Annotated in this window: 27 protein-coding genes; 13 read left to right on the forward strand and 14 right to left on the reverse strand. The window is 57.8% G+C overall.

Features of this window, described 5'->3' with window-relative positions; all coding sequences use genetic code 11:
* The first annotated feature begins 42 nt into the window (after positions 1-42).
* Genes ACR0K5_RS15575 through ACR0K5_RS15590 form a run of 4 tightly spaced genes read left to right on the forward strand, consistent with a single transcriptional unit; the run spans position 43 to position 2,959 of the window.
* Positions 43-765: a competence/damage-inducible protein A gene (locus tag ACR0K5_RS15575; protein ID WP_480630569.1), complete on the forward strand. Its 723-nt coding sequence runs from the start codon at positions 43-45 to the stop codon at positions 763-765.
* On the forward strand, positions 762-1,472 hold the full coding sequence (locus tag ACR0K5_RS15580) for a GNAT family N-acetyltransferase (protein ID WP_480630570.1): 711 nt from the start codon (positions 762-764) through the stop codon (positions 1,470-1,472). The genes ACR0K5_RS15575 and ACR0K5_RS15580 overlap by 4 nt, the downstream gene beginning before the upstream one ends.
* Positions 1,473-1,502: 30 nt before the next feature.
* Positions 1,503-2,060 carry a peroxidase-related enzyme gene (locus ACR0K5_RS15585; RefSeq protein WP_480630642.1) on the forward strand — a complete coding sequence of 186 codons (558 nt, stop codon included), beginning with the start codon at positions 1,503-1,505 and terminating at the stop codon, positions 2,058-2,060.
* Positions 2,057-2,959, forward strand: a complete 903-nt coding sequence (locus ACR0K5_RS15590) for an OmpA family protein (protein WP_480630571.1) — start codon at positions 2,057-2,059, stop codon at positions 2,957-2,959. Before ACR0K5_RS15585 ends, ACR0K5_RS15590 begins: the two co-directional genes overlap by 4 nt.
* Here the strand turns inward: ACR0K5_RS15590 and ACR0K5_RS15595 are convergent.
* Positions 2,952-3,914: a sodium-dependent bicarbonate transport family permease gene (locus ACR0K5_RS15595; protein WP_480630572.1), complete on the reverse strand. Its 963-nt coding sequence runs from the start codon at positions 3,912-3,914 to the stop codon at positions 2,952-2,954. The two genes, ACR0K5_RS15590 and ACR0K5_RS15595, sit on opposite strands and share 8 nt — an antisense overlap.
* Before the next feature lie 98 nt (positions 3,915-4,012).
* Here ACR0K5_RS15595 and ACR0K5_RS15600 point away from each other — a divergent pair, with 98 nt between their 5' ends.
* The gene (locus tag ACR0K5_RS15600; RefSeq protein ID WP_480630573.1) at positions 4,013-4,963 is read left to right on the forward strand and encodes a hydrogen peroxide-inducible genes activator; all 951 of its coding nucleotides are present in this window, start codon (positions 4,013-4,015) and stop codon (positions 4,961-4,963) included.
* A 19-nt stretch (positions 4,964-4,982) separates the two neighbouring features.
* On the opposite strand, the gene ACR0K5_RS15605 is transcribed toward ACR0K5_RS15600, so the two are convergent.
* Positions 4,983-5,888: a LysR family transcriptional regulator gene (locus ACR0K5_RS15605; protein WP_480630574.1), complete on the reverse strand. Its 906-nt coding sequence runs from the start codon at positions 5,886-5,888 to the stop codon at positions 4,983-4,985.
* A gap of 227 nt (positions 5,889-6,115) precedes the next feature.
* Between ACR0K5_RS15605 and ACR0K5_RS15610 the strand changes: the two genes are divergently transcribed.
* On the forward strand, positions 6,116-6,556 hold the full coding sequence (locus ACR0K5_RS15610; protein WP_480630575.1) for a DUF4399 domain-containing protein: 441 nt from the start codon (positions 6,116-6,118) through the stop codon (positions 6,554-6,556).
* 25 nt (positions 6,557-6,581) lie between these two features.
* On the opposite strand, the gene ACR0K5_RS15615 is transcribed toward ACR0K5_RS15610, so the two are convergent.
* Both ACR0K5_RS15615 and ACR0K5_RS15620 read right to left on the reverse strand, forming a co-directional pair.
* Positions 6,582-7,493 (reverse strand): AEC family transporter, encoded by a 912-nt coding sequence (locus tag ACR0K5_RS15615; RefSeq protein WP_480630576.1) that lies wholly within the window; start codon positions 7,491-7,493, stop codon positions 6,582-6,584.
* Between the two features lie 95 nt (positions 7,494-7,588).
* Complete coding sequence (locus ACR0K5_RS15620) at positions 7,589-9,616, reverse strand: FAD-dependent oxidoreductase (protein ID WP_480630577.1); 2,028 nt, start codon at positions 9,614-9,616, stop codon at positions 7,589-7,591.
* 137 nt (positions 9,617-9,753) lie between these two features.
* On the opposite strand from ACR0K5_RS15620, the gene ACR0K5_RS15625 reads away from it, so the two are divergent.
* The 3 genes from ACR0K5_RS15625 (at position 9,754) to ACR0K5_RS15635 (ending at position 12,540) form a co-directional block, all read left to right on the forward strand.
* The gene (locus ACR0K5_RS15625; RefSeq protein ID WP_480630578.1) at positions 9,754-10,242 is read left to right on the forward strand and encodes an RNA pyrophosphohydrolase; all 489 of its coding nucleotides are present in this window, start codon (positions 9,754-9,756) and stop codon (positions 10,240-10,242) included.
* Between the two features lie 91 nt (positions 10,243-10,333).
* Positions 10,334-11,707 carry a radical SAM protein gene (locus ACR0K5_RS15630; RefSeq protein WP_480630579.1) on the forward strand — a complete coding sequence of 458 codons (1,374 nt, stop codon included), beginning with the start codon at positions 10,334-10,336 and terminating at the stop codon, positions 11,705-11,707.
* The gene (locus ACR0K5_RS15635; RefSeq protein WP_480630580.1) at positions 11,704-12,540 is read left to right on the forward strand and encodes a DUF547 domain-containing protein; all 837 of its coding nucleotides are present in this window, start codon (positions 11,704-11,706) and stop codon (positions 12,538-12,540) included. The genes ACR0K5_RS15630 and ACR0K5_RS15635 overlap by 4 nt, the downstream gene beginning before the upstream one ends.
* Positions 12,541-12,557: 17 nt before the next feature.
* Here the strand turns inward: ACR0K5_RS15635 and ACR0K5_RS15640 are convergent, their stop codons facing one another.
* Complete coding sequence (locus ACR0K5_RS15640) at positions 12,558-13,547, reverse strand: adenosine kinase (protein ID WP_480630581.1); 990 nt, start codon at positions 13,545-13,547, stop codon at positions 12,558-12,560.
* Positions 13,544-14,188: an endonuclease III gene (nth, locus tag ACR0K5_RS15645; protein WP_480630582.1), complete on the reverse strand. Its 645-nt coding sequence runs from the start codon at positions 14,186-14,188 to the stop codon at positions 13,544-13,546. Before nth ends, ACR0K5_RS15640 begins: the two co-directional genes overlap by 4 nt.
* 116 nt (positions 14,189-14,304) lie before the next feature.
* Between nth and ACR0K5_RS15650 the strand changes: the two genes are divergently transcribed.
* Entirely contained in the window at positions 14,305-15,156 is an 852-nt protein-coding gene (locus tag ACR0K5_RS15650; RefSeq protein WP_480630583.1) for a methylated-DNA--[protein]-cysteine S-methyltransferase, read from the forward strand.
* A gap of 178 nt (positions 15,157-15,334) precedes the next feature.
* Positions 15,335-15,769: a glyoxalase superfamily protein gene (locus ACR0K5_RS15655; protein WP_480630584.1), complete on the forward strand. Its 435-nt coding sequence runs from the start codon at positions 15,335-15,337 to the stop codon at positions 15,767-15,769.
* A gap of 59 nt (positions 15,770-15,828) precedes the next feature.
* Here the strand turns inward: ACR0K5_RS15655 and ACR0K5_RS15660 are convergent, their stop codons facing one another.
* Positions 15,829-17,268: an aldehyde dehydrogenase family protein gene (locus ACR0K5_RS15660; protein WP_480630585.1), complete on the reverse strand. Its 1,440-nt coding sequence runs from the start codon at positions 17,266-17,268 to the stop codon at positions 15,829-15,831.
* Positions 17,269-17,481: 213 nt separating this feature from the next.
* On the opposite strand from ACR0K5_RS15660, the gene ACR0K5_RS15665 reads away from it, so the two are divergent.
* Positions 17,482-18,132, forward strand: a complete 651-nt coding sequence (locus ACR0K5_RS15665) for a peroxiredoxin (protein ID WP_039543105.1) — start codon at positions 17,482-17,484, stop codon at positions 18,130-18,132.
* 39 nt (positions 18,133-18,171) lie between these two features.
* On the opposite strand, the gene ACR0K5_RS15670 is transcribed toward ACR0K5_RS15665, so the two are convergent.
* The 4 genes from ACR0K5_RS15670 to ACR0K5_RS15685 form a co-directional block, all read right to left on the reverse strand.
* The gene (locus ACR0K5_RS15670; protein WP_480630586.1) at positions 18,172-18,936 is read right to left on the reverse strand and encodes a glycosyltransferase family 25 protein; all 765 of its coding nucleotides are present in this window, start codon (positions 18,934-18,936) and stop codon (positions 18,172-18,174) included.
* Between the two features lie 70 nt (positions 18,937-19,006).
* Positions 19,007-19,696 (reverse strand): outer membrane protein, encoded by a 690-nt coding sequence (locus tag ACR0K5_RS15675; RefSeq protein ID WP_480630587.1) that lies wholly within the window; start codon positions 19,694-19,696, stop codon positions 19,007-19,009.
* A gap of 151 nt (positions 19,697-19,847) precedes the next feature.
* Positions 19,848-20,300, reverse strand: coding sequence for a helix-turn-helix transcriptional regulator (locus tag ACR0K5_RS15680; RefSeq protein ID WP_480630588.1), 453 nt, complete (start codon positions 20,298-20,300; stop codon positions 19,848-19,850).
* Positions 20,301-20,392: 92 nt separating this feature from the next.
* Entirely contained in the window at positions 20,393-20,668 is a 276-nt protein-coding gene (locus ACR0K5_RS15685) for a PepSY domain-containing protein (RefSeq protein WP_480630589.1), read from the reverse strand.
* A 236-nt stretch (positions 20,669-20,904) separates the two neighbouring features.
* Here ACR0K5_RS15685 and ACR0K5_RS15690 point away from each other — a divergent pair, with 236 nt between their 5' ends.
* Positions 20,905-21,540 (forward strand): DUF1326 domain-containing protein, encoded by a 636-nt coding sequence (locus tag ACR0K5_RS15690; RefSeq protein ID WP_480630590.1) that lies wholly within the window; start codon positions 20,905-20,907, stop codon positions 21,538-21,540.
* An 11-nt stretch (positions 21,541-21,551) separates the two neighbouring features.
* On the opposite strand, the gene ACR0K5_RS15695 is transcribed toward ACR0K5_RS15690, so the two are convergent.
* From ACR0K5_RS15695 to ACR0K5_RS15705, 3 genes are all read right to left on the reverse strand, one after another.
* Complete coding sequence (locus tag ACR0K5_RS15695) at positions 21,552-22,559, reverse strand: Hint domain-containing protein (protein WP_480630591.1); 1,008 nt, start codon at positions 22,557-22,559, stop codon at positions 21,552-21,554.
* Between the two features lie 174 nt (positions 22,560-22,733).
* Positions 22,734-24,884 carry a polyribonucleotide nucleotidyltransferase gene (gene pnp, locus ACR0K5_RS15700; protein ID WP_480630592.1) on the reverse strand — a complete coding sequence of 717 codons (2,151 nt, stop codon included), beginning with the start codon at positions 24,882-24,884 and terminating at the stop codon, positions 22,734-22,736.
* A gap of 213 nt (positions 24,885-25,097) precedes the next feature.
* Complete coding sequence (locus tag ACR0K5_RS15705) at positions 25,098-25,979, reverse strand: hypothetical protein (RefSeq protein ID WP_480630593.1); 882 nt, start codon at positions 25,977-25,979, stop codon at positions 25,098-25,100.
* Positions 25,980-26,065: the final 86 nt, after the last annotated feature.

A 26,065-nucleotide genomic window follows, 5' to 3' on the forward strand; every position in this document is an offset into this window, starting at 1 on the left:
GCCTATACCTGCCCCTACGGACGATCAAGAGGGGAGAGCGCCATGGCCAATCCAACCGCAGCGATGCTGGTGATCGGGGATGAAATCCTGTCGGGTCGCACCCGTGATGCGAATATGCACTTTCTGGCGCAGGAGCTGACCAAGCATGGCATCGACCTGAAAGAGGTCCGCATCGTCAGCGATGACGCCTCGGCCATCGAAGCGGCCGTCAAAGCGCTGTCTGACACCTATGATAACGTCTTTACCAGCGGTGGCATCGGCCCCACCCATGACGATATCACCGCCGATTGCATTGCCCGCGCCTTCGACACTCCGATTAACGTCCGCGACGACGCGCGCGCGTTGTTGCAGGCGCATTATGACAAGTCCGGACTGGAACTGAACGCCGCCCGCCTGCGTATGGCGCGCATTCCAGATGGTGCAGCGCTGATCGACAACCCGGTCTCAACGGCACCAGGGTTCACCCTTGCGAACGTGCATGTAATGGCTGGAGTTCCTTCGGTTTTTCAGGCGATGGTGGCCAGCATCCTGCCAAAGCTGACCGGAGGCAGCCCGCTTCTGTCGCAAACCTTGCGCGTGGATCGTGGTGAGGGCGACATTGCCGCAATCCTGTCTGCACTGGCTGAGGATTTTAGTGACTTGTCCATCGGTTGTTACCCTTTTCAGATCAATGGTGCGTTCGGGGCCAACGTGGTTGTACGCGGGACCGATGGTGTGCGCATTGACGCCGCCACAACCCGCCTGGCGAAAGAGCTTGAGCTTTGAGCCTCAACTGGGCGGATATTGTTGATGGCACGTGGCCCGCCGCACGCTATCAGACGCTTGGCCCGTTTCAACTGCGCGAAGGCCAGGGCGGAGGGTCGCGTGTGTCTGCGGCCAGTGCGTTGGGACCGGCCGGTGAAGCGGATATTGACGAAGCTGAGGCTGCAATGCTGGCCATGGGGCAAAAACGCATCTTCTGCCTTCGACCCGGGGACGAAGCTCTGGATGCCAAGCTGGCCCAACGGGGATACGACATTCTTGACCCGGTCAACATTTACGTCTGCCCTGTCTCGCGGCTGACCGATCAGCCGATTCCGCCGGTCATGGTGTTTTCGATCTGGGAACCGCTTGAGATCATGCGCGAAATCTGGGTCACAGGCGGTATCGGGCCAGAGCGGCTGGCGGTGATGGAACGTGCCAAAGGTCCTAAGACAGGCTTTTTGTTGCGTCACAATGATAAACCCAGCGGCGTGGCTTTTGTGGCGATGCATGGGGATGTCGCAATGGTCCATGCGCTCGAAGTATTGCCCGAGAACCGTCGTCAGGGGTTAGGCCACTGGACCATGCGCGCGGCGGCGCTCTGGGCGCGGGATCACGGTGCGCAAAATCTCAGCGTGATCTGCACCAAGGCCAATGAAGGCGCCAATGGTCTTTATCGCGCCCTCGGGATGGAGATCGCAGGCGAATACCATTACCGTCACCTTGTCTGAACTGAAGAGGTCGCCGTGACACAAAAAGACATGCCTACCGCGCTGAACCTGCCTATGGTCGATCCGTTGCCACCGGAAACGCAGAAATACTTTGATATCTGTGTCGAAAAACTGGGTATGGTGCCGAACGTGCTGAAAGCCAACGCATTCGACATAGACAAGCTGAACACCTTCACGGCGATGTACAACGATCTGATGCTGGCTGACAGCGGGCTGACCAAGCTGGAACGTGAAATGATCGCTGTGGTCGTCTCGGCGATCAACAAGTGCTTCTACTGCCTGGTCGCGCATGGGGCGGCGGTTCGTCAGCTTTCGGACAACCCGCAACTAGGTGAGATGCTGGTGATGAACTATCGCGTGGCCCCTCTGGAGCCCCGCCAGCGGGCGATGCTGGACTTTGCTGCGAAGATGACCACCGCCAGCGCCGAGATCGAGGAGCCCGACCGCCAGCGCCTGCGCGATGTAGGCTTTTCCGACCGCGACATCTGGGACATTGCCAATGTCGCCGGGTTTTTCAACATGTCAAACCGGGTGGCCAGCGCAACAGCGATGGTGCCCAACGAAGAATACCACGCGCAGTTTCGATGATCCGCGCTGCTGCCCTTATATCCCTGCTGATGACAGGACCGGTTGTGGCGCAGGACCTGACCCTACCGGCCAGCGCCCGCCAAATCAGCGACCGGACCTCGCCACTCGACAGCTATGACCTGCCAACAGGGCCTTATTCGAATGGCTCCGTGCCCTCTGACACTCTCGAAGGGCGGGTAGAACGCTATACGTGGCGGCTTCAGGCAGGGTCGAGCACGACTTTGCAGCTTCTCGCCCCGCTGCGGGATCAGATCGAGGCACAGGGTTACCAGATCCTGTTCGAATGCGACGCGCGGGCTTGTGGCGGTTTCGACTTCCGCTTTGGCACCGAAGTGGTGCCAACCCCGGACATGTATGTCGCCATTCAGGATTACCGATTTTTGTCGGCGACCAAGGGGCCTGTTGCCCTTAGTCTGCTGGTCAGCCGCAACCCCCCGGACGGCTATGTACAGATGATCCGGGTGACACCCCAAGATGCGCCGGACCCGGATCCGGTTGTGGTCGAGCAAGCCGTGGAAGGTACGGTCGGGTTGCTGGAGACTTTGGCGGCAACGGGCCATGTGATTCTGGATGATCTGCATTTTCCGACGGGCGAGGTTGCGCTGGGCGAGGGTCCGTTTGACTCGCTGAACCTGCTGGCCGGATACCTGTCCGACAACCCGAGTGCGCGGTTGGCCCTGGTGGGGCACACCGACGATACCGGTGCTTTGCAGGCAAATATTGCGGTCAGTAAAAACCGGGCTGCCGCAGTACGAACCCGCCTGATTGATGCACATGGCGTGGCACCCGACCGGATTGAAGCTCAGGGTGTTGGCTACCTGTCTCCTCTTACGTCGAACGCAACACCGCAAGGGCGCGATCTGAACCGTCGGGTCGAAGCAGTTTTGCTCGTCAACTGACCCACCACAGGTACATCGGCAGTCCGATCGTGATGTTGAACGGAAACGAAACGCCCAGCGACAGAGTCAGATAGATTCCGGCCTCGGCCTTCGGCAGTGCGATTTTCATGGCTGCGGGCACCGCTATGTATGAGGCCGAAGCCGACAGCACCATGAACAGGAACAGGCTACCCTTTGACAAGCCGATCATGACACCCACGGTCCAAGCCATCATCGCACCGATCAGGGGCATCAAGACGCCAAAGGCGAACAGGCCAACCGACAGCTTGTCTCGGTTGCTGATCAGGCTGCGGCCCGCCGACAGGCCCATATCCAGCAGGAACAGGCAGAGGATGCCGGTGAAGGGCGCGACGATGAAGGATGCGATCATCTGCATGCCTTTGCCACCTGTGATGGCTCCGATCAGGAATGCACCGCTGAGCAGCACAATCGAGCCGTTGGCCAGTAGGTCTCTCCACAGCTTGTCATCCTTTACGCCGTTGCCGCCGGTCTTGTGTGCAAGCCACAGCGCCGACAGAATTGCGGGCACTTCCATTGCTGCTGCTACGGCCACCATGAACCCGTCATGGGTCATTCCTACAAGGTCCAGAAGGCTGGTGGCAGTGACGAAGGTAACGATCGAGATTGATCCGTAATGCCCCGCCACCGCTGCCGCGTTCAGCGCATCCAGCCGTGTCATAACCCTCAGCAGGCCAAAGGCCACGAAGGGAATCGCAAAGGACAGGGCCACACCGCTCAGCAGAGTCAGGAACAATTGCAGGTGAATGCCATGCGCGGCCAGACTGGCACCGCCTTTGAACCCGATGGCCAGCAGCAAATAGAGCGACATGAACTTGGCCGCGCCCGCCGGGATCGACAGATCGCTGCGCACAAAGGCCGCCAGAAGCCCGAGAGCAAAAAACAATATGGTTGGCACAAGCAGGTTGCTGGACAGCGTCTCGATTACTCCGGGCATATTTTACTCCTGATCCCTCGCTTCGGGGGTAGGTGCCTTAAAAAAATAGCTTCGCCCAATACTATCTTTCTTAATTTAAATTAGTTTCAGGCTATGAAATGCGCCCAACCTTGCGCCAGTTGGAATACGTCGTCACAGTCGGCCGCCTAGGGCGGTTCAGTTTGGCTGCCGAGGTTCTGAATGTCAGTCAGCCCAGCCTGTCAGCGCAAATTGCAACGGTAGAACAGGAGCTTGGCATTCGTATTTTTGATCGCAACCGTGGCGGAATTCAGGTGACGACGAAGGGCGAAGAGTTCATCTCACGTGCGCAAAAGATACTCGCAGAGGTCAAGGACCTGCGCCACGCCATGTCGAACGATATGCCTGTCGGAGGAAGGTTGCGACTGGGTGTTTTGCCTTCGATCGGGCCTTATCTGTTGCCGCAAGCGATTAAAGAGGTGCACCGCCTCCGCCCCGGATTGCGCATTGTCGTGCGTGAGGAAAACACATTGGATCTGGAGCAGGGCCTGAAATCCGGTCGATTTGATCTGATCCTGTCGACGCCCGAGGACCACCCCAATACCGTGCAACATCGGTTGTTCAACGAAACTCTGTGGATTGCTGTGGCTGTTGATGATGTACTGGCGCAGGACCTGCAGGGTGTCAGTGCCGCAGACCTGCAAAATCGGTTGTTCCTGACCCTCGATCAAAGCCACCGTCTGTCGCGCATCGTCTATGCGTTGGCGGCGGAATGCGGTGGTGTTGTCTCGGATGAATATGAAGGCACGACGCTTGATTCCATTGTCCTGATGGCGGCCTCGGGTGTTGGTGTTGCTGTGTTGCCGGATCTTTATGCTCGCAGGCAGGGGATTTACCGCGATGAGGTGAAGCTGCGCCCACTCTCCATTCCCAATGCAAATCGCGACATTGCTCTGTTGGCACGCAATTCCGAGACCCCGCCACCGGGCCAGAACGTACTGATGGACAGCTTGCGCTCTTCAGCCCGGTCCATGGGTCTTTCGGTAATCGACCCCAAAAAAATGACCCGCACTATCACATGCAGGCCATAGGGTGGTCTTCAGGGAGAAATTACCAGTCCATCGGACCTTTGTCGTGGAATGAGTCTACGAGGAAATCGATGAAAGCCCGCACTTTAGGTTGCGTGAAACGGCCCGGCGGGTAGACGGCGTAAACGCCCTGAACCTCGTCGGGCAGGGACGGCATGGCATCGACAACCAGCCCTGCTTTCAAGGCTTCAGCGTAAAGATAGCTGGGCAGATAGGCGATACCAAGACCGGAAACTGCCGCGTTCAACAGAGATTGGCCGTCATTCACACTCAACCATCCTGCCGTTCGAACCTGGCGTTTTTCGCCAGACGGCGCTGTCAGTTTCCAGACATTGCCCGAGGATTGGCTGGAATAATGCAGCAGCTTGTGTTCGTTCAGATCGTCGATCTTCTGCGGCCGGCCAAATCTTTCGACATAGCTGGGCGCGGCGACCATGCGTTTGACTGTTTCGGTCAGTTTGCGGGCGCGCAGCGTACTGTCTTCCAACTCACCAATGCGCACAGCCACGTCAAATCCCTCGGAAATCAGCTCGACATAGCGGTTGTTCAATACCATGTTCACCGTGATATCTGGGTAGGCCGCAAGGAACTCGGACAGGACGGGAGACAGATGATTGACGCCGAAATCCGTGGCAACGCTGATGCGCAAAAGGCCGGAGGGGGCTGATTGCATCGACGTGACCAGCGAATCCGCTTCACCTGCATCATTCAGAACGCGCCGCGCGCGGTCATAATAGGCCAGTCCAATTTCTGTTGGTGATACCCGGCGCGTGGTGCGGTTCAACAGACGGGCTCCCAGCCGCGCTTCAAGGCTCGATACGTGTTTGGACACAGCCGATTTGGAGATGCCCATCTTCTTGGCCGCATCGGTGAAGCCACCCTGGTCCACCACGTTGGCGAAGGCTTCCATTTCGGTCAGTCGGTCCATACTCGTTCCCCAGATCTTGATTTCCGTCCTGACTATGGCGTTGAATCTGGGCGGAAACGGGGCAGACATGGGATAATATCAGGGATTTGAATCGGATCGTTTGCGTATGGGAAACGCCGAAACAGTGGTTTCCAAACTCGCCTCAGACACTGTGATGCTGTGTTTTTTGGGCAATCGCGCTAGGCTGTTAACTTGAGAATGGCATTTTTGTGACCAGGGAGGAGATCATGAAGACCTTTTTCGCCATCGCTGCCCTTTGTCTATCGGCCAGTGTTGCATACGCTGGAGGAGAGACGCCATCGAACCCAGATGCAAAGGTCTATTTCGTCAACCTGTCGGACGGCGACACCGTGCAATCGCCGGTCACCATTGTCTTTGGCCTCAGCGGTATGGGAGTCGCTCCTGCCGGGACAGAAAAGGAAAACACGGGCCATCATCACTTGCTGATCGATCGCCCCCCGCTGGGTGAGGGTGAGGATGGCGCGGATGAGCTGGCCTATGGCTTGCCATCAGACGACAATCATCTGCATTTCGGCGGTGGCCAGACTGAAGTGACGCTGGACCTGCCCGCCGGTCAGCACACGCTGCAACTGGTTCTGGGCGATGCAGGCCATGTGCCGCACGCCGCGCCGATTGTCTCCGATGTGATTACGATTACGGTGGAGTAAGCCTTTCCAGATGACGGGACGATTTCTAGAACACAGCCCTCGCCGCCAGAATCCACAGGGGCAGGGTCACTGCGCTCAGAAGGGTTGATTGCGCGATTAGCGTGGCCACAAGCTTTCTGTCAGCCCCAAACCCGGACGCCAGAACATGGGCGGCGGACGCGGTGGGCAAGGCCGCAAACAGGATCAACACAGGCGCCAGCCCATTGGCCCCGTCAGTCAGCAGGCAGACAAGAAAGGTTGCGCTCGGCACCAAAACCAGCTGGGTCAGGCAAACATATCCGCTGAACCGGTCCATCTTTGCCAGAGCGGTCCAGTTCATGGTTGCCCCGATCGAGATCAGCGCAATCGGAATTGCAGCTGCCGCGACCATCTCTAGCGGAGCCAGAATGGGCGCGGGAACGGTTATGCCGGAAAGGCCGACTGCCACGCCCAGTACACTGGCCAGCAAAAAGGGGTTCAGCGCCACTTTGGACAGGGTTTGCAAGATGCTCAGACTGCCGCCTTTGGACAGCACCAACACCGCCAGCGTGTTAGCGACGGGCACTGCCATTCCGATCGCTACCGCCATCTGACCGATTGTGCTTTGCCCCAGGGTTTGTGTTGCGACCAGAGCGATTGCCGAATTAAATCGCCATACGGTTTGCCAGCCGCCTGCAAAATCCAAAAACCGCTCCGGACCGATGGGCCGGGCTGCCCAACCCAATAGCATAGCAAAGATCAGAATGGCCCAGACAGCCGGTCCGATCTGCAACACATCTGCGACAGCAATGGGGCGTTTGCAGGCCGCGACAAACAGCAGCGCGGGAAACAGGATTTCAAAGTTCAGCTTGTCGAGGCCCTGCCACGCATTCACGGACAACCGCGCCCGGATGACGCCGCCCAACGCGACCATCAGGAAACTCGGGGCCAGCCCCGACAATATGGTGGCAAAGACCATGGCAGGCCGTCCCTACATTTAACGCTGCCACTCTAATCGGGCGTCAGTCGCTGGCAAGGTGATATCCGACGTGCCGATGTCGGAACTGACAGTTACTACAACCCCGCCGCCAGCCGTGTCCCCTGGTTGATCGCGCGTTTGGCGTCAAGTTCTGCCGCCACATCCGCACCACCGATCACATGTGGGGTGATACCCCGCTCGATCAGCGCGTCCGCCAACGACCGTTCTGAAACCTGACCGGAACACAGTACGACAGTGTCTGCAGGGATCACGGTCGGGTCTGCGCGCTCTTCGCCAAAGCTGACATGCAGACCATCATCGTCGATACGCTCGTAGTTCACGCCGCCCACGAAGTTGACGTCTTTCATCTTCAGCGTTGCGCGGTGAATCCAACCGGTGGTCTTGCCCAGCCCCTTGCCATGCGCCTGTTTCTTACGCTGCAGCAATGTGACCTGACGTGCAGGGGCGGCTGGTTGCGGCCCTTCAGGCGCCAGCCCTGAACGGTGCTCGGACGGATCCGTCACCCCCCATTCCCTCATCCAAAGCGGCAAGTCAGTCGCGGCGCTGTGGCTGTCCTCCAGCAGGAACTCGGAGACGTCAAAGCCGATTCCACCCGCGCCGATCACGGCGGCGGATTCGCCCACATCGGCCTTGTCGCGCAGCACGTCGATGTAACTCAGGACATTGTCGCGATCCTGTCCCGGAATCTGCGGATCACGCGGCGTGACACCGGTGGCGATGACCACTTCGTCAAAGCCGGTCAGGGCGTCAGCGGTGATCTCTCGGTTCAATTCCACCTTCACGCCCAGATCATCGATCATTGTGCGGTACCAGTCGACCAGCCCCCAGAACTCTTCTTTTCCCGGCACCTGCTTTGCCATGTTCAACTGACCGCCGACTTCGCTGGCACGGTCGAACAGGGTGACGTCATGGCCGCGCTGAGCAGCGGTTAATGCCGTCGACAGGCCTGCGGGGCCTGCGCCAACTATCGCAACGCATTTACGCGTTTTGGCCGGTTCAATGACCAGTTCCGTCTCGTGGCAGGCGCGCGGGTTGACCAGACAGGATGTCAGCTTGCCGCTGAACGTGTGATCCAGGCAGGCCTGATTGCAGGCAATACAGGGGGCGATCTTAGCCGCCTCGCCTTCGATCGCCTTTTTCACGAAATCAGCATCCGCCAGCATCGGGCGAGCCAGCGAAACCATGTCCGCACAGCCCGTTGACAGAACCTCTTCAGCGACCTCTGGTGTGTTGATCCGGTTCGAGGTGATGACGGGAATTGACACTTTACCCATCAGTTTTTTTGTCACCCAGGCAAATGCCGCACGCGGAACGCTGGTGGCAATGGTCGGGATCCGTGCCTCGTGCCAGCCGATGCCGGTGTTGATAATCGTGGCTCCGGCCTTTTCAATCTCCTGCGCAAGTTGCACGACCTCGTCATGGGTCGAGCCATTGGGCACCAGATCGATCATCGACAGCCGGTAGATAATGATGAAATCGGTGCCAACAGCCTCGCGCGTTCGGCGTACAACTTCGATCGGCAGGCGCATCCGGTTTTCATAAGACCCGCCCCATCGGTCAGTACGTTTATTGGTATGGGTCACAAGGAACTGGTTGAGGAAATATCCCTCGGATCCCATGATCTCGACCCCGTCGTAGCCCGCCTTTTGGGCCAGAAGGGCGGCGTTCACGATGTCGCTGATCTGCTTTTCGATACCCTCTTCATCCAACTCGTTCGGCGGGAATGGAGAGATAGGGGATTTCACCGGGCTGGGCGCCACGCATTTCGGTCCGTAGGCATAGCGGCCTGCATGCAGGATCTGCATGGCGATTTTACCGCCCGCCTCATGCACCCGCTGCGTGACGATGGAATGGTTCGCCACCTCTTTGTCATTGGTCATCATCGACGCGCCGGGCAGAACTGAGCCTTCAAGGTTTGGACCAATCCCGCCTGTCACCATAAGCGCCACACCACCGCGCGCCCGGTCAGCATAGAATTCTGCCACCCGGTTCCAGTCACCGGTTTCCTCAAGTCCGGTATGCATCGAACCCATCAGCACGCGGTTTTTCAAAGTGGTGAAACCTAGATCCAGCGGTGCCAGCATGTTTGGGTACGCAGTCATGGTGGAACTCTCCCTCCCGAATTTGCCTGCTAGATTGACGTTCGCGTCAACTTTGTCACGCGAAACCCCACGTCACCCTCTTTGCTGTCACGCCAGCGATTGCTAGAGGTGGGCGGAACAACCCGATGAGGCCGCGTATGACCCCTGAAGAAATCGCCAAACTGCCCTATCGCCCCTGCGTCGGGCTGATGCTGATGAATGCCGAGGGTAAAATTTTCGTCGGCCAACGAAACGATCGTCATAAGGACGCCTGGCAAATGCCTCAGGGTGGCGTGGACAAGGGCGAAGACCCGCGCGATGCAGCCCTGCGTGAGCTGTGGGAAGAAACCGGTGTAACTGCTGATCTGGTCGAGGTCGTGGCCGAAACTGATGGCTGGCTGCCTTATGATTTGCCCCATGACATCGTGCCAAAAATCTGGAAGGGCCGTTATCGCGGGCAAGAGCAGAAATGGTACCTGCTGCGCTTCACGGGCCGGGACGATCAGATCGACATCGAAACCCAACATCCCGAATTCACCCGCTGGAAATGGCAGGACCCTGCGCGCCTGATCGAAGAGATCGTGCCCTTCAAACGTGAGGTGTATGAAAAAGTAGTCGCGGTATTTGCCGGGCATCTTGGCCGGTAAGTCCCTCTAAATCTCACGTTTGCCTCGCTGATCCGCACGTTGGCGTGAGGGGGCGTGGCCCGGAACTTGGGGCGTCTATAGCTTGGTGCCCATGAAGGACACCACGCGCGATATTCCGATGCAAGCACCCGCCGGTCGCAGGTTCACCGGCACTGATCGTCGCGCTCCGTTGCGCGGTGGGCTGCAACGCTGCGGGGAATATGGTGCCGGTCAGACAGCCGGACGGTTTTACCCGGTCGCGTGTGTGGCGCTGGAGGTGACCCAGCGCTGCAACCTGGATTGCACGCTCTGTTACCTCTCGGATCGCGCCGAGATGACCTATGACCCGCCTCTTTCAGTTCTGCTGGCCCGACTGGCCACAATCCACGACCATTATGGCGAAGGTGTCTCGGTGCAGCTGACCGGGGGCGATCCGACCCTGCGCAAGGTCAAGGATCTTGAGGTTCTGTGCCGCGAAATCCGCAGGCTGGGTATGCGATCCTGTCTGATGACCAACGGTATTCGCGCCAGCCGCGCGTTCCTGACCCGCCTGGCGGCGGCGGGGCTGGACGACGTGGCCTTTCACGTGGACATGACGCAGGAGCGCTCCGGGTTTCACTCCGAGGTTGAACTGAATCGGGTGCGTCGAAAATACATCGACCGAACACGTGGCCTCGGGCTGCGCGTCTTGTTCAACACAACCGTTTTCGAAGGCAACTTCTCGGAACTTCCCGATCTGGCCCGGTTCCTGCGCGACCAGCCCGAAGTCGCCTTTGTCTCGTTCCAGATGCAAGCCGATACGGGGCGCGGTATTCTTCGGGCGCGGCCTGATACGATCACGCAGGATAGCGTGATCCGGGCGGTTGAAGCTGGATATGCGGCGCCGTTGAATTTCGATGCTGTCTCGGTTGGTCATTCCCAATGCAACCGCTATGCCAGCGTCCTGACGGCCGGGGGGCGGACCGTTTCGGTTCTGTCGAACCACGGTCTTGTGCGGCGTGTGATTGGTGCACTGGAACAGGTTGAGGAAGGACGCGCGGTGCATCTCGACATTCGGGCAACCGTCCTGCGACTGGCTGTTCGACAACCTTTTCTGGCCTTGCGTGTCGCAACGCATCTGGTTGCGTGTACGCTAAAATTGGGTCCGGGTCTGTTGCGGGGGCGGGTCCGGCGGCAGGCTATTTTCATCCACAACTTCATGGCGGCCGACGCGTTAGAGGAAGATCGCTGCGCCGCGTGTGTGTTCATGGTCGTCACGGCAAACGGGCCTTTGTCGATGTGTGTTCACAACGCAGAGCGGGATTTCCATTTGCAGGTGCCGGACAGGCTGGAGGGTCCAAAAGGTTCGCAATGGTGGAATGCAGCAAGCCGAAGCTTGTCCAGCCAACCTGACCTGCCGGGGCTGGGCGACCCCGATCTGGCACCGATCAAACGGTTGAAGGGCCAACTGAGAGCCCGACGCCGGAACCAGAAGGACACGTCATGAGATTTATGATTGCGGCATTGCTGCTGCCGTTGCTGGCCGCCTGCGCCAGCGTCGAGCGACTGGCTTTGCCCGCACCGGACCCGTTGCAAAACCCGGCACTGACGCAGGCGGCATTGCCGCCCGGCGCAAAGGTGGATCACAGCGATTGGAGTGCGTTTCTCTCGCGCTATGTCTCGCCTGACGCGAAGGGGGTAAATCGGGTGGCCTATGCGCAGGTGACGCAAGCTGACCGTGTCCGGCTGGCGGCGTATCTAACTGATCTGCAATCGGTTGACCCCGCCCAGCTGACCCGAGATCAGCAACTGGCCTATTGGATCAACCTCTATAATGCGTTGACGGTTGACGTGGTTCTGGACAATTACCCTGTTACCTCGATCCGCGACATCAAAGACGGCCCGCTGTCAATTGGCCCCTGGAATCGTTCTCTGGCGCAGGTGGCCGGGCAAAGCCTGACTCTGAACGACATCGAACATCGCATCATCCGCCCCACATTTGACGAGCCTCGTATCCATTATGCTCTGAACTGCGCCGCCGTGGGCTGCCCGAACCTGAAGGACCGGGCTTGGCAGGCCAGCACGCTTGAGGAAGACTTCGCTGCCGCTGAACGCGCCTACGTCAACGACCCGCGCGGGGTGCGGTTCGATGATCGTGGGCGGTTGATCCTGTCGAAGGTCTACATCTGGTTCCGCGAGGATTTCGGTGAAAGCGAAAAGGATGTGGTTGCGTCTATCGCGCAAGTGGCAGAGCCGGAATTGAATGCCCGGTTAACGCAAGCGCCCCGTGTCAGTGCCTACAAATACGATTGGGCACTGAACGTTGTGGGGGGCTCATAGTAGTGTGACTTAGCGACCTACAGCAAGCCTTCGGCGCGCAGCAATTCCTGCATATTGGCTTCGGGGCGTGGGCCGATATGGCTGATCACTTCGCGGGCGCAGACATTGCCGATTTTGGCACAGGTCTCGTAATCGCGGCCTGTGGCCATGCCAAACAGGAAACCCGCCGCAAACTGATCGCCCGCGCCTGTTGCATCGACGGGGACAACCTTTTCGACCGGAACGTCAATGCGGCTGTCACCATTCAGAACAGTAACACCGTCACCGGAACGGGTGCAGACCACTAGCGGACAGATCGCGGCGGTTTTGGTTAGAGCTCCCTCAAGATCGTCGGTTTCGAACAGGGATTTGATCTCAGCCTCGTTGCCGATCACGAAGTCCAGCTCGTTTTCGATCAGCAGCAGGAAATCGACCCGGTGGCGTTCCACGCAGAACGGATCGGAAATGGCGATACCCGCCTTGCCGCCACCTTTGTGACACGCACGTGCAGCCTCAAGAAACGCGGCTTTGCCTTTTTCCTTATCGAACAAGTAACCCTCGAGGAACATGATCTGGCTGTTGCCGGCGACATCATCGGATACGTCCTCGGACGACAGTTCCGAGGAAATCCCCAGATAGGTGTTCATTGACCGTTCGCCATCGGGCGAAACGAAGATCATCGAACGCGAGGTCGGCAATTCACCGCCCGGAACCGGCGGGTTCACGAAATCAACGCCATCTTCGTTCATCGCATCCGCGTAGAAACGGCCCAGAGCGTCATCGTGAACGCGGCCGATGAACGCGGCATCCAGCCCCAACGTACCAGCCCCCGCGATGGTGTTTGCGACCGAGCCACCTGGCGTTTGCACCCGGCCTTCCATCGAAGCATAAAGCACCTCACCACGCTCCTGCTCGATCAGCTGCATGATGCCTTTCTCGATGCCCATCAGCTCCAGGAAACTGTCATCGGCCTGGGAAATCACGTCCACAACGGCATTTCCGATGCCGGTCAGTTGGTAGGTCTTCATTCGGTTTTGTCCTCGAATTGACAGAGATCACGGATGATACAGGTCGGACATTGCGGCTTGCGCGCCTTGCAATGGTACCGGCCATGCAGGATCAACCAATGATGCGCATGGAGTTGAAAGTCAGCAGGTATGTTGTCTTCGATGGCGCGCTCGACCGCGTCAACGTCTTTGCCGGGACAGATGCCGGTGCGGTTGCCAACCCGGAAGATATGCGTATCCACGGCCTGAGCGGGTTGCCGCCACCACATGTTCAGAACCACATTGGCCGTCTTGCGCCCGACACCGGGCAGCGATTGCAGCGCAGCGCGGGAGTTGGGCACTTCTCCACCGTAGTCTTCGACCAGAATCCGGCTGAGCTTTACGACGTTCTTCGCCTTCTGACGGAACAGGCCAATGGTCTTGATATGCTCGATCAACCCCTCTTCGCCCAGATCCAGCATCTTTTGCGGCGTGTCGGCGATCTTGAACAGCTCGCGCGTGGCCTTGTTAACCCCAGCGTCGGTCGCTTGCGCCGACAGCGCGACGGCGACAACCAGAGTATAGACGTTCACATGCTCAAGCTCGCCCTTGGGTTCCGGGTCGGCCTCCTGAAAGCGCGTGAAAATCTCGCGGATCGTATGATAGTCGAGTTGTTTTGCCATCCGGGCCTTAATGCCGTCCGCCGTGCCGTGACACAAGCCTAAAGCCATTGCGCAAGTTCCGGGTCGCGGCAGCGTTGCCTGCGCGCTATGGTTTTGTCAGGAGATGAGGTGGAACCATGAACGTGCAAACCCCAGAAAGCGGATATCACTACAACGTCATGCGCCGGGCTATCGACCTGATCGATCAGGATGGTGAGAACCTGAGCCTTGAAGATCTGGCGCGCCAGATGGATATGAGCCCGGCCCATTTCCAGCGCCTGTTCTCGCGTTGGACCGGAGTGTCGCCGAAAAGATACCAACAGTACCTGACACTGGGCCACGCAAAGGCATTGCTGCGCGAACGGTTCACGACCTTGGAAACCGCGCATAACGTTGGTCTTTCCGGCAGCGGCCGCCTGCACGATCTGTTCCTGAAATGGGAATCCATGAGCCCCGGCGAATATGCCCGCAAAGGTGAAGGCCTGACGATCTATTGGGGTTGGTTCGAATGCCCCTTTGGACCTGCGCTGGTTATGGGCACCGGCAAGGGTATCTGCGGCATGGCCTTCGGGGCAGAGACCGGTGAAGAGGCCGCGATGGAAGACATGATTTCGCGCTGGCCCAAAGCAGAGTTTGTCGAGGATCCGATGCGTTTGCGCCCCTGGGTGCTGAGCGCCTTTGGTTCAGCCAGCGACCGGCTGGAGCCTACACCGCTCTATCTGATCGGCTCACCCCTTCAAATCAAGGTGTGGGAAGCACTGATGCATATCCCGTCGGGGCAGGTCACGACCTATTCCGAGATCGCGCAGCGCGTGGGTTCACCGCAAGCCGTGCGTGCTGTGGGCACGGCAGTTGGCCGTAACCCGGTCAGTTGGCTGATCCCCTGCCACCGCGCATTGCGCAAATCAGGTGGTCTGGGCGGGTACCATTGGGGCCTGCCTGTGAAGCGCGCGATGCTGGCCTATGAAGCGGCGCAAGCCGACGCCTGATTGACAGAGGACCCAGCCACTGCCAAAAGGCGCCGCAGGTTCGGGTCTCCTGCCGTTCGCGGCTATTTGGCTTAGGTGAAACCCGGTTTGAAGAACATCTGTTGCCCTTTTCTGGCGCACGGATGGCAATGCGAACCCCGTCCTGATTTCGCGCCCGTTCAAGGAAACGAGGCACATGATGACACGAATCCAAGCCGTCGCTCCGGTTGAAGAGCTGAAAGTGCAGGCGAAACGCCTGCGTGAAAAACTGAAAACGACAGGCGTATCGCTGTCGCATAGCGCCGCATTGGAACTGCTGGCCCATCAGCATGGCGTACGAGACTGGAACACATTGCATGCAATGGCCGGAAATCGGATGCACTTACGCATAGGTGACCGGGTTGAAGGACGATATCTGGGTCAGGCGTTCACTGCGGAAATTCGCGGCATAACCATGCTGGGCGATGGCGCGCGCCGCTGTGTGACCCTGCACTTTGATACGCCGGTTGATGTGGTACGGTTCGATAGCTTTTCCGCCTATCGACAGCGCGTTACCGGAGAGATTGGTTGGGATGGTCGATCCCTACGTCACACTTCCGATGGTGAGCCCCAGCTTGTGGTGCGGCCTGTTTGAAACACTAAGGGCGAGGCAACCGCGTTGCCCCGCCCAATCTGTCTGGCTCACCGGGAAGCTTATTCTGCGGCCCAACCGCCAACCGCTTTGACTTCAAGAAAGTCTTCAAGACCGAAGACACCGCCTTCGCGCCCGTTGCCAGATTGCTTCATGCCTCCGAACGGAGAGCCCGCGCTGCGTGATTGGCCGTTCATCTCAACCATGCCCGACCGCAGAACCCGCGCCATGCGATTGGCGCGCGCACCGTCTTGGGTCTGAACATAGTTGGTCAGGCCGTAAGGCGTGTCATTGGCGATTTCGATGGCCTCTTCTTCGGTGTCGAAGGGGATCATGGTCAGAACGGGGCCGAAGATTTCTTCGCGTGCGATGGTCATCCGGTTGTTGGCGTCGGCGAAGACCGTGGGGCGGACATAGTAGCCCTTGTTCAACCCTTCGGGACGTCCAGTGCCACCAGCAACCAGGCGCGCACCTTCGTCGATGCCTTTCTGGATCAGGTCCTGAATCTTGCTCCACTGGAGCTCGTTCACAACCGGGCCGATATGACGTCCGTTTTCAGCGGCAGGACCGACCTTGACCATGTTGGCAACTTCTGTTGCCGTTTCCACGGCCTTGTCGTAGATCGGGCGTTGTACCAGCATCCGGCTGGGGGCGTTACAGCTTTGGCCGGTGTTTTGCATCATGTGCAGAACGCCGCGCTTGACTGCCTTCTCATCCGCGTCCTCAAAGATTACGTTCGCACCTTTGCCGCCCAGTTCCAGATGAACTTTCTTCAGTGTCTCGGCCGCGTTCTTCGATATTGCGGTGCCCGCGCGGGTCGAACCGGTAAAGCTGACCATATCCACGTCCCTATGGCCCGAAAGCTGAGAGCCGACACCCACTCCGTCACCGTTGACCAAATTGAACACACCGGGCGGGAAGCCTGCTTCGTCCATCATCTCGGCAAAGATCATCGCGTTCAGCGGGCTTTGTTCTGAGGGTTTCAACACCATCGTGCACCCCGCAATTGCAGCAGCACCAACTTTGAGCGTGATCTGGTTCATCGGCCAGTTCCACGGCGTGATCAAAGCAGCAACGCCAACCGCTTCATGGATGATCCGGTCATTCGGTGCGTGATCCCCCAATGGGCGCTCGAATTCAAACGCCTTGGCAGCGCGGATGAAGTTCTTCAGGTGGTAGATGCCGGCGCCCGCCTGCGCCGAGCGGGCCAGATCGATCGGGGCGCCCATCTCAAGCGACATTGCCTGCGCCAGATCTTCGGCCCGGGTCGCGTATAGTTCGACCAGTTTTTCCACCAGCGCGATTCGGGTTTCTACCGGAGTCGCCATCCAGCCGGGCAAGGCGGCCTTGGCGGCTGCAACGGCCGCATTTGTGTCGGCCTCAGCGCCAAGCGAAATTACCGCGCAGGGCTCCTCGGTCGAGGGGTTGATGACTTCAAAATCATTGGGCTGCGAAGGTGCGACCCACTGACCGTTAATATAGAAATCTCGCTTTTCGATCATCGTGAGCCCTCCTGAAGGTTCGCCTGAAGTCGGCTGATCGGGGCCACTCTGTCACCCATGCACAGACGGAGCAATAGTGAATTTGATCAAATTATTTTCTCCTAATGCTCACAAATTCCGTACCCCTGGACGCGCTGGATGGTTTAACCTCCGCGCAAAGTGATTAGGTTTCAGGCAACCGACTCAGGTTTTTCACAGGAAAGGAGATGCCCCATGGGTTTGCGCATCAACGATACCGTCCCGAACTTCACAGCAGAAACAGATCAGGGTACCGTTCAGTTTCACGACTGGATCGGTGACAGCTGGGCCATTCTGTTCTCGCACCCGAAGGATTTCACCCCTGTTTGCACAACCGAGTTTTCGGCCGTTGCGCAGTTGAATGACGAATGGGCCGCGCGCAACACTAAAGTGATCGGCGTATCGGTCGATGGCGTAGAGGACCACAAGAAGTGGAAGAAGGACATCGAGGAATACGGCAAGGCCAATCCCGGTTTCCCGATTATCGCTGATGATGGTCTGGCTGTGTCCAAGGCTTTCGACATGCTGCCCGCCGAAGCTTATCTGCCTGATGGCCGCACACCAGCTGACAGCGCCACAGTACGCTCGGTCTTTATTATCGGCCCGGACAAGCAACTGAAGCTGTCGATGACTTACCCGATGACCGTGGGCCGGAATTTTGCCGAAATCCTGCGCGCGCTGGACGGGTTGCAGATGTCGGCCAAAGGCGTGGCGACACCGGCCAACTGGGTGCCGGGCGAAGATGTGATCATCCCACCGACCGTGTCGAACGAAGATGCCAAGGCCAAGTTTGGCGAGTTCGAAACGATCTTCCCCTATCTGCGCAAGACCAAAGCACCATCGTAAATCGGATGTCGGGTCAAGGGGGCGGTTAGCCCCCTTGGCTTATGACCCGGACACTGTTTTGGTGCAATCAGTGGTGGTCGGGACATCAGTGACGCGTTGCGGGTGCCAATACAGTTTGGTCCGGTAGGATGCGCGTTTGAATTCACGGGTCACCTTGTCACTCAGCGGTGGTCGTGTCTGAATTGTAGATCCGCCAATCTCGCTTGCGATTTCCTGATTGCCGCTGCCAAGCAGCGCGTGAACCGGCTGACCTGTCAACCAATGCATTTGCAGGAAGGTATCGACTGGGCGGTCGATCTGTTCGGTGACTTTCAGCAAGCGTTCAGCTGCGCGGCGTCCGACCATCTGACAGACGCATTGCAGACCTATAATCCAGGGCAGGATCAGGCGCTGATCATCTTTCTTGATCAGGGTCTGCGATGGCAATTCGCGTTGCTTCACAGGGATTCGGATATAGTGATCTGCCGTCGCAAACTGCTGCAGCAAATCCAGAGCGCGTTGCATCCGGCCGGGGTCAATCCGAAGATCATCTTCAGTAATGATCGCCAGATCAATTTTTTCGTCAACCATCTTCTGCCAGATCCGCCGATGGCTTTGAAACACACCGATTTCGGCAGGGCGAAGAACAAACGGGTAATGTGGACGATGCAGCGTTCCCATATGCACCTGCACATCCGCGATCTGATCCGGGTCGCGCCCATTTACGGCCTCGAACAGTTCGGCGTTGGGAAGGTCTTTGCACAGCTGCTCGGCATTCGCTCGTCGGGCCGTGCTGGATGACATATGGATAACAAAGGATCGCATGCCCCCGTGCATAGAGCACGAGGGCATGGGGGGGAAGGGTAACCGGAGAGAAACCCGACCCCCTAAGCGATCAGAAATTGTAGCGGAGTCCGAGGTTGACACTGAACGTATCCAAATCATCTTCTACATCGCCGGTCAGGGCTCCGTTCGGCGCCAGACGCTGTGACGAGACATCAAAGGCACGGGCATAACGGGCGTCAACGGTAAGGGCGGTTGACGTGTTGATGTCATACGCCACACCGGTGATCACCTGGGCGGCAAAGGTGGTGTCGCTGTCATCCAGCGCCACACCCGGGCCGTAGGAAAAATCCAAATCCGAATAGGTGGCACCCAGACCAAACCCGGCAAACGGGGTCAGCGCGCCAGCCTGTTTGAAATCGAACAGCACATTGGCAAACAATGAGGTCTGCGTGATATCACCCGAGATATTACCCTCGACCCCCGGCCCGTTGCCGGTAAAGTTCACGCCGTCCACGTCACTGTCGCGATATGACAGCTCCAGCTCGATCCGCGTTCCGATGGTGTCATTGGACCATTGCGGAATCTCTTTACCGATCGCGACACCCAGACCGAAACCTGCGTCGAAATCAGTATCGACCGACTGCGTCGCACCACCGATCGTGCCAGCGAAATCGCTGCCCTGTAGCTGGCTGTAACCGATGAAGCCCTGAATGTAAGTGCCGTCGCCCAGACTCTGCGCGGCAAGCGCCGTTGAGCTGACCGCCAGAGCTGTAGAGGCGAGAATGAGGCGCGTGAACATAACCTTCTCCATTATTCCAAAGTCCGCATGGCACGGATGTGGGCAAGGCGGACAAAAAAGAAAGCCGCCGGACCTTCACTTCGTTTCACAGGTTTTTAGGAATGCGTGAGTGAATAGACCCGAGTTATTACGGGCACATCCCGCCGCTGTTTCAGGAGCTTTGACCCGAGGGGTCTGAAACGCCCTTTACCAACGGCTCGCACAAAAGCTCATCGACAAAAAAGCTTAGCAATTGCAACCGGCTGGAGACGCCTGCCTTTCGATACACCGCTGCGCTCTGCGCCTTGATCGTCCCCTCTTTGGTCTGTCGCATTTCGGCGATTTCAGCGATTGACAGACCTTTGATCGACAACATGGCAACGTCACGCTCGGCGTCACTCAGCTTCCATTCGCTGAACTGGCGTTCGATGATCTGGGCAAAGGCCCCCTGCGCCACACCCAGTTGCCGTTGCATGTTGCGCACCCGCCTGGTCTGAGAACGGATCAGGGCGATTGTGGCGCTCAGGCCTCCGACAAGCGCCAGCGCCAGAAACAGCTCAAACGAATGAAAGTGACGAAACCCCGCGCTTTCACCGCCTGTCCAATCCAGCGCTGCATCCGTCATGAAAAAGGCGGCGCAAAAGGCCTGCACCACCAGAAGGAGCCAGAGTAAAGACGTCTGAGATACTTGCATACAGCCCCTTGGATATTGAAAATTCAGTCGTCGTCGTCTTCTTCAGACTCGATGGCGGTCACCACCCCGTCTGTGTCAGACAGGACCAGTTCAGTTTCCACACCATCCTTGATGAGTTCAACCTCGATTTCGCCATCTTCAAATTCGATCTCTTCGATCTGGTATCCTAGAGCTTCAAGAGCCGAGCGGATTTCGGCTTCGCTTGTACCCAGTTTGTCGCCCAGTCCGACATTGGCCAAAGCAAGTACCGGTGCGGTGGCGATCAATCCTGTCAGTGTCAGCAGTTTCAAGGTTTCCATATCGCATCTCCTTTTTTGCGTTGTGGCGATGTTGTTGAACTGGGGACATGGGCAGGGCGCTGCGATTGGCTTTTGGTTGAAATGGGGCGAATTGAACCAAGGTTTATGCACTTTGCGGCCATTCCTGCCCGTCAGGTTCTGGTCGCAATCAAAATGTGATAGTTTGTCTAAGGGAAACATACAGGCATGTGACCAACGATGTCGGGCTTTCTGACTGTCTTGAACAGGAGAGGACCATGGCTTTTACAGATTGGTACGTCGAGGGGGAAAGCTTCGGAAACTGCAATTGCGGCTATGCCTGCCCCTGCCAGTTCGAGGAATTGCCGACGCATGGCAATTGCCGGGGCTTTGAAGTGCTTGAAATCGGCAGCGGGTATTTTGGAAAAACGGATCTCAGTGGAACCAAGGCTGCCTTGATCTATGCATGGCCCGGGCCAATTTTCGAAGGTGGCGGTGAAATGCAGGTGATTGTCGACCCCGCAGCTACGCCAGCGCAGCGCGATGCGCTGGAAAAGGTCTTTCACGGGGAAGAAACCGAAGAGATGGCAACGCATTGGTACGTGTTCCGGGCCATGTGTGAGACGGTGCATGACACGTTATACCTGCCGATTGAGTTTGAGATGGATATCGAAGGGCGAACAGCCAGTGTTACTGTTGGTGACGTTCTAAAGTCGACCGGGCGTCCGATTCAGGCCCCGCATGGCGGCGGAGAACATCGCGTACGCATTGATATTCCCGGCGGGATCGAATTCACCATTGCCGAGATCGGCAGTGCCTCGACCCGCGCCGATGCGGCGATCAAGCTGGATTTGAATGACAGTTACGGCCAGTGGCACGTGTTGAAACACGGCCCGGGTGGTGTCGCCCACTGACCGGAGGGCTGTCAGGCGGCTTTTGCAGGTGCGTTTAGGCGCGCTTTCCAGCATGGAACCGTCAGATCCGCCGTCAGCACCTGGACCTCAAAGGGTTTCAGGACCGGCAATACGGTTGAACCATAACCGCCTCTGCCATTGGACAGTTCCGGGAACAGTTCGAGCAGTTCTCGCTGGGTGGCTGGTGCCATTGCGTCAAGGGTAGTGTCACCGGGGTAAAAGGACTCGGACCAGATTCCTTCGACATTCACCAGTTCATGCTGATCAAACAGGATGTGAATATACTCCACTCCTTGCGCTGGCATTTCCTGAACGATGGTTTGTCCGTTGATCAGCGCCTTTGCCGGGGCCAACATCGTTGCCTCGCAATGCATCAGTTCCATCATTGCCGATGTGACAGCAATCCGATGCTGCGGGGAGATGACGAGATCGCGGCTGGGACCGTTCGGCCCGAAACAACCCGTCTTGATCCGTACCGGGCACAGGTGAGGGTTTCGCTGCAACTCGGACGCTGACAAACGGCGTTTGCCGATCCAGCGTACCGGGCAGGCGTGGCCGTCAGCAGTGACAACCGGGTCGCCGGGCCTCAATGCTTCGACCCGGCGCAGCCCCGTCGGGGTCTGGATCAGCGATCCGGCGGTAAAACACACGAAAGAAGGCAAAGACTGATACGCGGATGACGGCGCGGTTCCGGCAAAGCTGGTATCTGAAATCGTATCATTCAATTCGGCCTGACCCGAAGTGAATATGACGTAACGAGGGTTTGAAAACTGGATCAGGATGAATGTAACCGGTGCGCCATCGACCGTGCCTGTGTAGTTTTCAAAGGTACTGAAATCCTGGGTTGATCCGGAAAATCCGGGCAGAGATCCAAGATCAAGTTGCGAACTGCCGTCCGGGTCAGGGTCTTGCAGCAGGGCGTCATTATCCGTGATCTCGACGGAGATCGCGGCAGTAACTTCAACGCTGCGGTTGCTGAACGGGTCTGCGCTGATTTCGTAAACAGTAATTGAGGCCACGGTCGAACAGCTTCCCTGAAAGCGGCAATTCCCCCCTTAAGGTTGAGCTAATACACGCAATAAGTGTTAATATTTGATTTACCAATACTGGGCGCAACGACCCGTCATTCTGCCTGCAAACAAAAAAGGCCCCGGTCGAAACCGGGGCCTTTCTCAGTCAGTCTGAGGGGCAGATTACTCTGCGCTTTCCTCTTTCTTTTCTTTCTTCTCGGGAACGATCTCTTCGCCGGTTTCCTGATCGACCACTTTCATCGACAGGCGAACCTTGCCGCGATCGTCAAAGCCCAGCAGTTTGACCTTCACTTCCTGACCTTCCTTCAGAACATCCGACGGATGGTTCAGGCGGCGGTTTTCGATCTGGGACACATGAACCAGACCGTCGCGCTTGCCAAAGAAGTTCACGAAGGCGCCGAAATCGACGATCTTGACCACTTTACCGGTGTAGATCTGACCTTCTTCCGGCTCTGCCACGATCGAATAGATCATGTCATAGGCCTTCTGGATCGATTCACCATCAGGCGAGGCAATCTTGATGACACCGTCGTCGTTGATGTCGACCTTGGCACCCGAAACCTCGACGATCTCACGGATGACTTTACCGCCCGAGCCGATCACTTCGCGGATCTTGTCGGTTGGGATATTCATGGTCTCGATGCGCGGCGCGTGGACCGAGAATTCGTTGGTCTCGGACAGGGCTTTGCCCATTTCACCCAGAATGTGCATGCGGCCGTCTTTGGCCTGAGCCAGAGCAGTTTCCATGATCTGCGACGTGATGCCTGCGACCTTGATGTCCATCTGCAGCGAGGTGATGCCGTTCTCGGTACCCGCCACTTTGAAGTCCATGTCGCCCAGGTGGTCTTCGTCACCCAGAATGTCGGTCAGAACAGCATACTCGCCGTCGTCTTCCAGGATCAGACCCATGGCAACACCGGCAACCGGTGCTTTCAGCGGAACACCTGCATCCATCATCGACAGCGAACCGCCGCAGACAGACGCCATCGAGGACGACCCATTCGATTCAGTGATCTCTGAAACCACGCGAACGGTGTAAGGGAAGTCGGTTGGCGCAGGCAGAACCGCCTGCAACGCGCGCCATGCCAGTTTACCGTGACCGATTTCACGACGGCCCGGACCACCCACACGGCCAACTTCACCAACCGAATACGGAGGGAAGTTGTAGTGCAGCAGGAAGTTCGATTTGAAGTTGCCATGCAGCGCGTCGATGAATTGCTCATCGTCACCGGTGCCCAGCGTGGTCACAGCCAGCGCCTGCGTTTCACCACGGGTGAACAGGGCGGAACCGTGTGTACGCGGCAGCAGCGAGGTTTCGGCTTCGATGGCACGCACGTCGGTAGTCGAGCGACCATCGATACGCTTGCCGCCTTTGACGACGTCACCGCGCAGAATGCCTGCTTCCAGCTTTTTCATCGCCGAGCCCAGGTTCGCGTCTTCCAACTGTTCCTCGGTCAGCGCTTCTTTGATCGCTTCACGTGCAGCCGCAACAGCGGCGGTGCGCTCTTGCTTGTCGGTGATCGCGAAAGCGGCGCGCATCTGCTCTTCACCGGCAGCGGAAACAGCGGCGTAGAGATCCGAGTAATCGGGGGCGACGAATTCAAACGGCTCTTTCGCGGTTTCTTCGGCCAGATCGATGATCAGGTCCAGAACCGGCTGAATCTGCTCATGCGCAAAGTTCACGGCGCCCAGCATCTCGGCTTCGGACAGTTCGTATGCTTCGGATTCCACCATCATAACGGCGTTCTTGGTACCGGCCACAACCAGGTCCAGACGCTGTTCGGGGTTCAGGCGCAGGTCCTGCATGTCGTCCACGGTCGGGTTCAGGACGTACTCGCCATCCACGAAACCAACGCGAGCGCCAGCGATCGGGCCGCGGAACGGCGCGCCGGAAATGGTCAGAGCAGCCGAAGCGGCAATCATCGCAACGATGTCGGGGTCGTTGACCAGATCGTGGCTCAACACGGTGCACATCACCAGAACTTCGTTCTTGAAACCGTCAACGAACAGCGGGCGGATCGGACGGTCGATCAGACGCGCGGTCAGCGTCTCTTTCTCGGTCGGGCGCGCCTCGCGCTTGAAGAAGCCACCCGGAACCTTACCGGCGGCATAGTATTTTTCCTGATAGTGAACGGTCAGCGGGAAAAAGTCCTGACCGGGTTTTTGCTGCTTGGCAAAGGTCACGTTGGCCATGACGCTGGTTTCGCCCAGCGTTGCAATCACGGTGCCGTCGGCCTGACGGGCAACCTTGCCGGTTTCCAGTGTAAGCGTCTCTTCGCCCCACTGCATCGATTTCTTCGTTACATCAAACATATGCGTATCCTAAAAGGGAGCACTCCCGGCCCTCCGGGTCTCCCGTTTGCATGGCGGCCCCATTGCCGCCGACCCCACTTTATCTTCCATTCGAGTGCCGGGGTCAGGGCACAACGTCTCAGATATCGCGCGCATACATTAGAATGCGGGTAAAGGAAAGCGAAACCGCATGGAAGAAAACGCCGACTAGCGTTGGAATGGCGCGATCGCGCCTTAAAAGGGCCGCTCACGCGATTTACGCAGCGCCCGGATATCTTTCGCGGGTTCTGCCTCGGGTGTCTGGGCCATTTGTTCTGCGTCACTGCCCTCGGACTTTAGAAACGCCAGTGCTGCGATCGACCAGAGCCAAGAATACAACCACAGCAACGCCCCGCTTGCAGCGACCCCTCTGAGAATGATCTCAGGATCGAAATTAGGCAAACTTTGCGTGGTAAGGATCGAGACAAGCGACACTAGGATCGGCATCATGGCGTACAAAGCTGTGAAAAACCCAAAATAGAACTGCAAGAAGATCGAGACGAAAAACACGCAGAACAGGGGGAAAAAGCTGCGCCCGAACCCGTTGAAAAAGGCGTGACTTGGAGCGCGATGACCAGAGGAATGTGCGGCGCTGGCCATGGGCACGGCCATGGCCGCGCAGAACGCGGCCAGTACGAAGGTCATCACGATCAGTTTGCTGCCCACGGCAACAAACGCAAATGCAATCTGTGTGGATTTCGCGGCATTCTGAATTGCGGTCCATGAGAAGGGTTCTCCCACCTGCCACATGGCAAAAGCTATCGCGAGTAGATTGACCACAAGAACCAATACGGTCAGCGCCGCGGCGTAGAACAATCCAATCATCACCGAATACAGGGCCATGGCCCGGTAATCCGTGTGTCGCTTATCCCCTTTCAGTTCCAGCGCTGTGCGTATGCCAAACAGGGTAAAAAACGCGGTTGTGATCGGCTCACTGACAAAGCTGGCCATGCCGAGCGTGAATACCCCCAGAACCGTCCAGACAACAATCGAGGCAAGACTGATCACAAGGACCGGGACGATCATGCGCAACATCACGCGGATCGACAGCAAAAGAGAGTTGAGGATAAGCATCATGGGGGAAGTGCCCGTCAAAATCACTGAAGTAACAAAGTGCGAAACTACCTGAAGGAGAGTAGCTTGCAAGAGGTGGGGCGAGATAA

It is taken from the genome of Ruegeria sp. AB9 (genome assembly GCF_056542585.1).

Bases quoted from the DNA above. Each gene is read 5' to 3' on its own strand.
- ACR0K5_RS15575 (WP_480630569.1), top strand. From the start codon at position 43: ATGGCCAATCCAACCGCAGCGATGCTGGTGATCGGGGATGAAATCCTG.
- ACR0K5_RS15585 (WP_480630642.1), top strand. From the start codon at position 1,503: ATGCCTACCGCGCTGAACCTGCCTATGGTCGATCCGTTGCCACCGGAA.
- ACR0K5_RS15590 (WP_480630571.1), top strand. From the start codon at position 2,057: ATGATCCGCGCTGCTGCCCTTATATCCCTGCTGATGACAGGACCGGTT.
- ACR0K5_RS15595 (WP_480630572.1), bottom strand. From the start codon at position 3,914: ATGCCCGGAGTAATCGAGACGCTGTCCAGCAACCTGCTTGTGCCAACC.
- ACR0K5_RS15600 (WP_480630573.1), top strand. From the start codon at position 4,013: ATGCGCCCAACCTTGCGCCAGTTGGAATACGTCGTCACAGTCGGCCGC.
- ACR0K5_RS15605 (WP_480630574.1), bottom strand. From the start codon at position 5,888: ATGGACCGACTGACCGAAATGGAAGCCTTCGCCAACGTGGTGGACCAG.
- ACR0K5_RS15610 (WP_480630575.1), top strand. From the start codon at position 6,116: ATGAAGACCTTTTTCGCCATCGCTGCCCTTTGTCTATCGGCCAGTGTT.
- ACR0K5_RS15615 (WP_480630576.1), bottom strand. From the start codon at position 7,493: ATGGTCTTTGCCACCATATTGTCGGGGCTGGCCCCGAGTTTCCTGATG.
- ACR0K5_RS15620 (WP_480630577.1), bottom strand. From the start codon at position 9,616: ATGACTGCGTACCCAAACATGCTGGCACCGCTGGATCTAGGTTTCACC.
- ACR0K5_RS15625 (WP_480630578.1), top strand. From the start codon at position 9,754: ATGACCCCTGAAGAAATCGCCAAACTGCCCTATCGCCCCTGCGTCGGG.
- ACR0K5_RS15630 (WP_480630579.1), top strand. From the start codon at position 10,334: ATGAAGGACACCACGCGCGATATTCCGATGCAAGCACCCGCCGGTCGC.
- ACR0K5_RS15635 (WP_480630580.1), top strand. From the start codon at position 11,704: ATGAGATTTATGATTGCGGCATTGCTGCTGCCGTTGCTGGCCGCCTGC.
- ACR0K5_RS15640 (WP_480630581.1), bottom strand. From the start codon at position 13,547: ATGAAGACCTACCAACTGACCGGCATCGGAAATGCCGTTGTGGACGTG.
- nth (WP_480630582.1), bottom strand. From the start codon at position 14,188: ATGGCAAAACAACTCGACTATCATACGATCCGCGAGATTTTCACGCGC.
- ACR0K5_RS15650 (WP_480630583.1), top strand. From the start codon at position 14,305: ATGAACGTGCAAACCCCAGAAAGCGGATATCACTACAACGTCATGCGC.
- ACR0K5_RS15655 (WP_480630584.1), top strand. From the start codon at position 15,335: ATGACACGAATCCAAGCCGTCGCTCCGGTTGAAGAGCTGAAAGTGCAG.
- ACR0K5_RS15660 (WP_480630585.1), bottom strand. From the start codon at position 17,268: ATGATCGAAAAGCGAGATTTCTATATTAACGGTCAGTGGGTCGCACCT.
- ACR0K5_RS15665 (WP_039543105.1), top strand. From the start codon at position 17,482: ATGGGTTTGCGCATCAACGATACCGTCCCGAACTTCACAGCAGAAACA.
- ACR0K5_RS15670 (WP_480630586.1), bottom strand. From the start codon at position 18,936: ATGCGATCCTTTGTTATCCATATGTCATCCAGCACGGCCCGACGAGCG.
- ACR0K5_RS15675 (WP_480630587.1), bottom strand. From the start codon at position 19,696: ATGTTCACGCGCCTCATTCTCGCCTCTACAGCTCTGGCGGTCAGCTCA.
- ACR0K5_RS15680 (WP_480630588.1), bottom strand. From the start codon at position 20,300: ATGACGGATGCAGCGCTGGATTGGACAGGCGGTGAAAGCGCGGGGTTT.
- ACR0K5_RS15685 (WP_480630589.1), bottom strand. From the start codon at position 20,668: ATGGAAACCTTGAAACTGCTGACACTGACAGGATTGATCGCCACCGCA.
- ACR0K5_RS15690 (WP_480630590.1), top strand. From the start codon at position 20,905: ATGGCTTTTACAGATTGGTACGTCGAGGGGGAAAGCTTCGGAAACTGC.
- pnp (WP_480630592.1), bottom strand. From the start codon at position 24,884: ATGTTTGATGTAACGAAGAAATCGATGCAGTGGGGCGAAGAGACGCTT.
- ACR0K5_RS15705 (WP_480630593.1), bottom strand. From the start codon at position 25,979: ATGATGCTTATCCTCAACTCTCTTTTGCTGTCGATCCGCGTGATGTTG.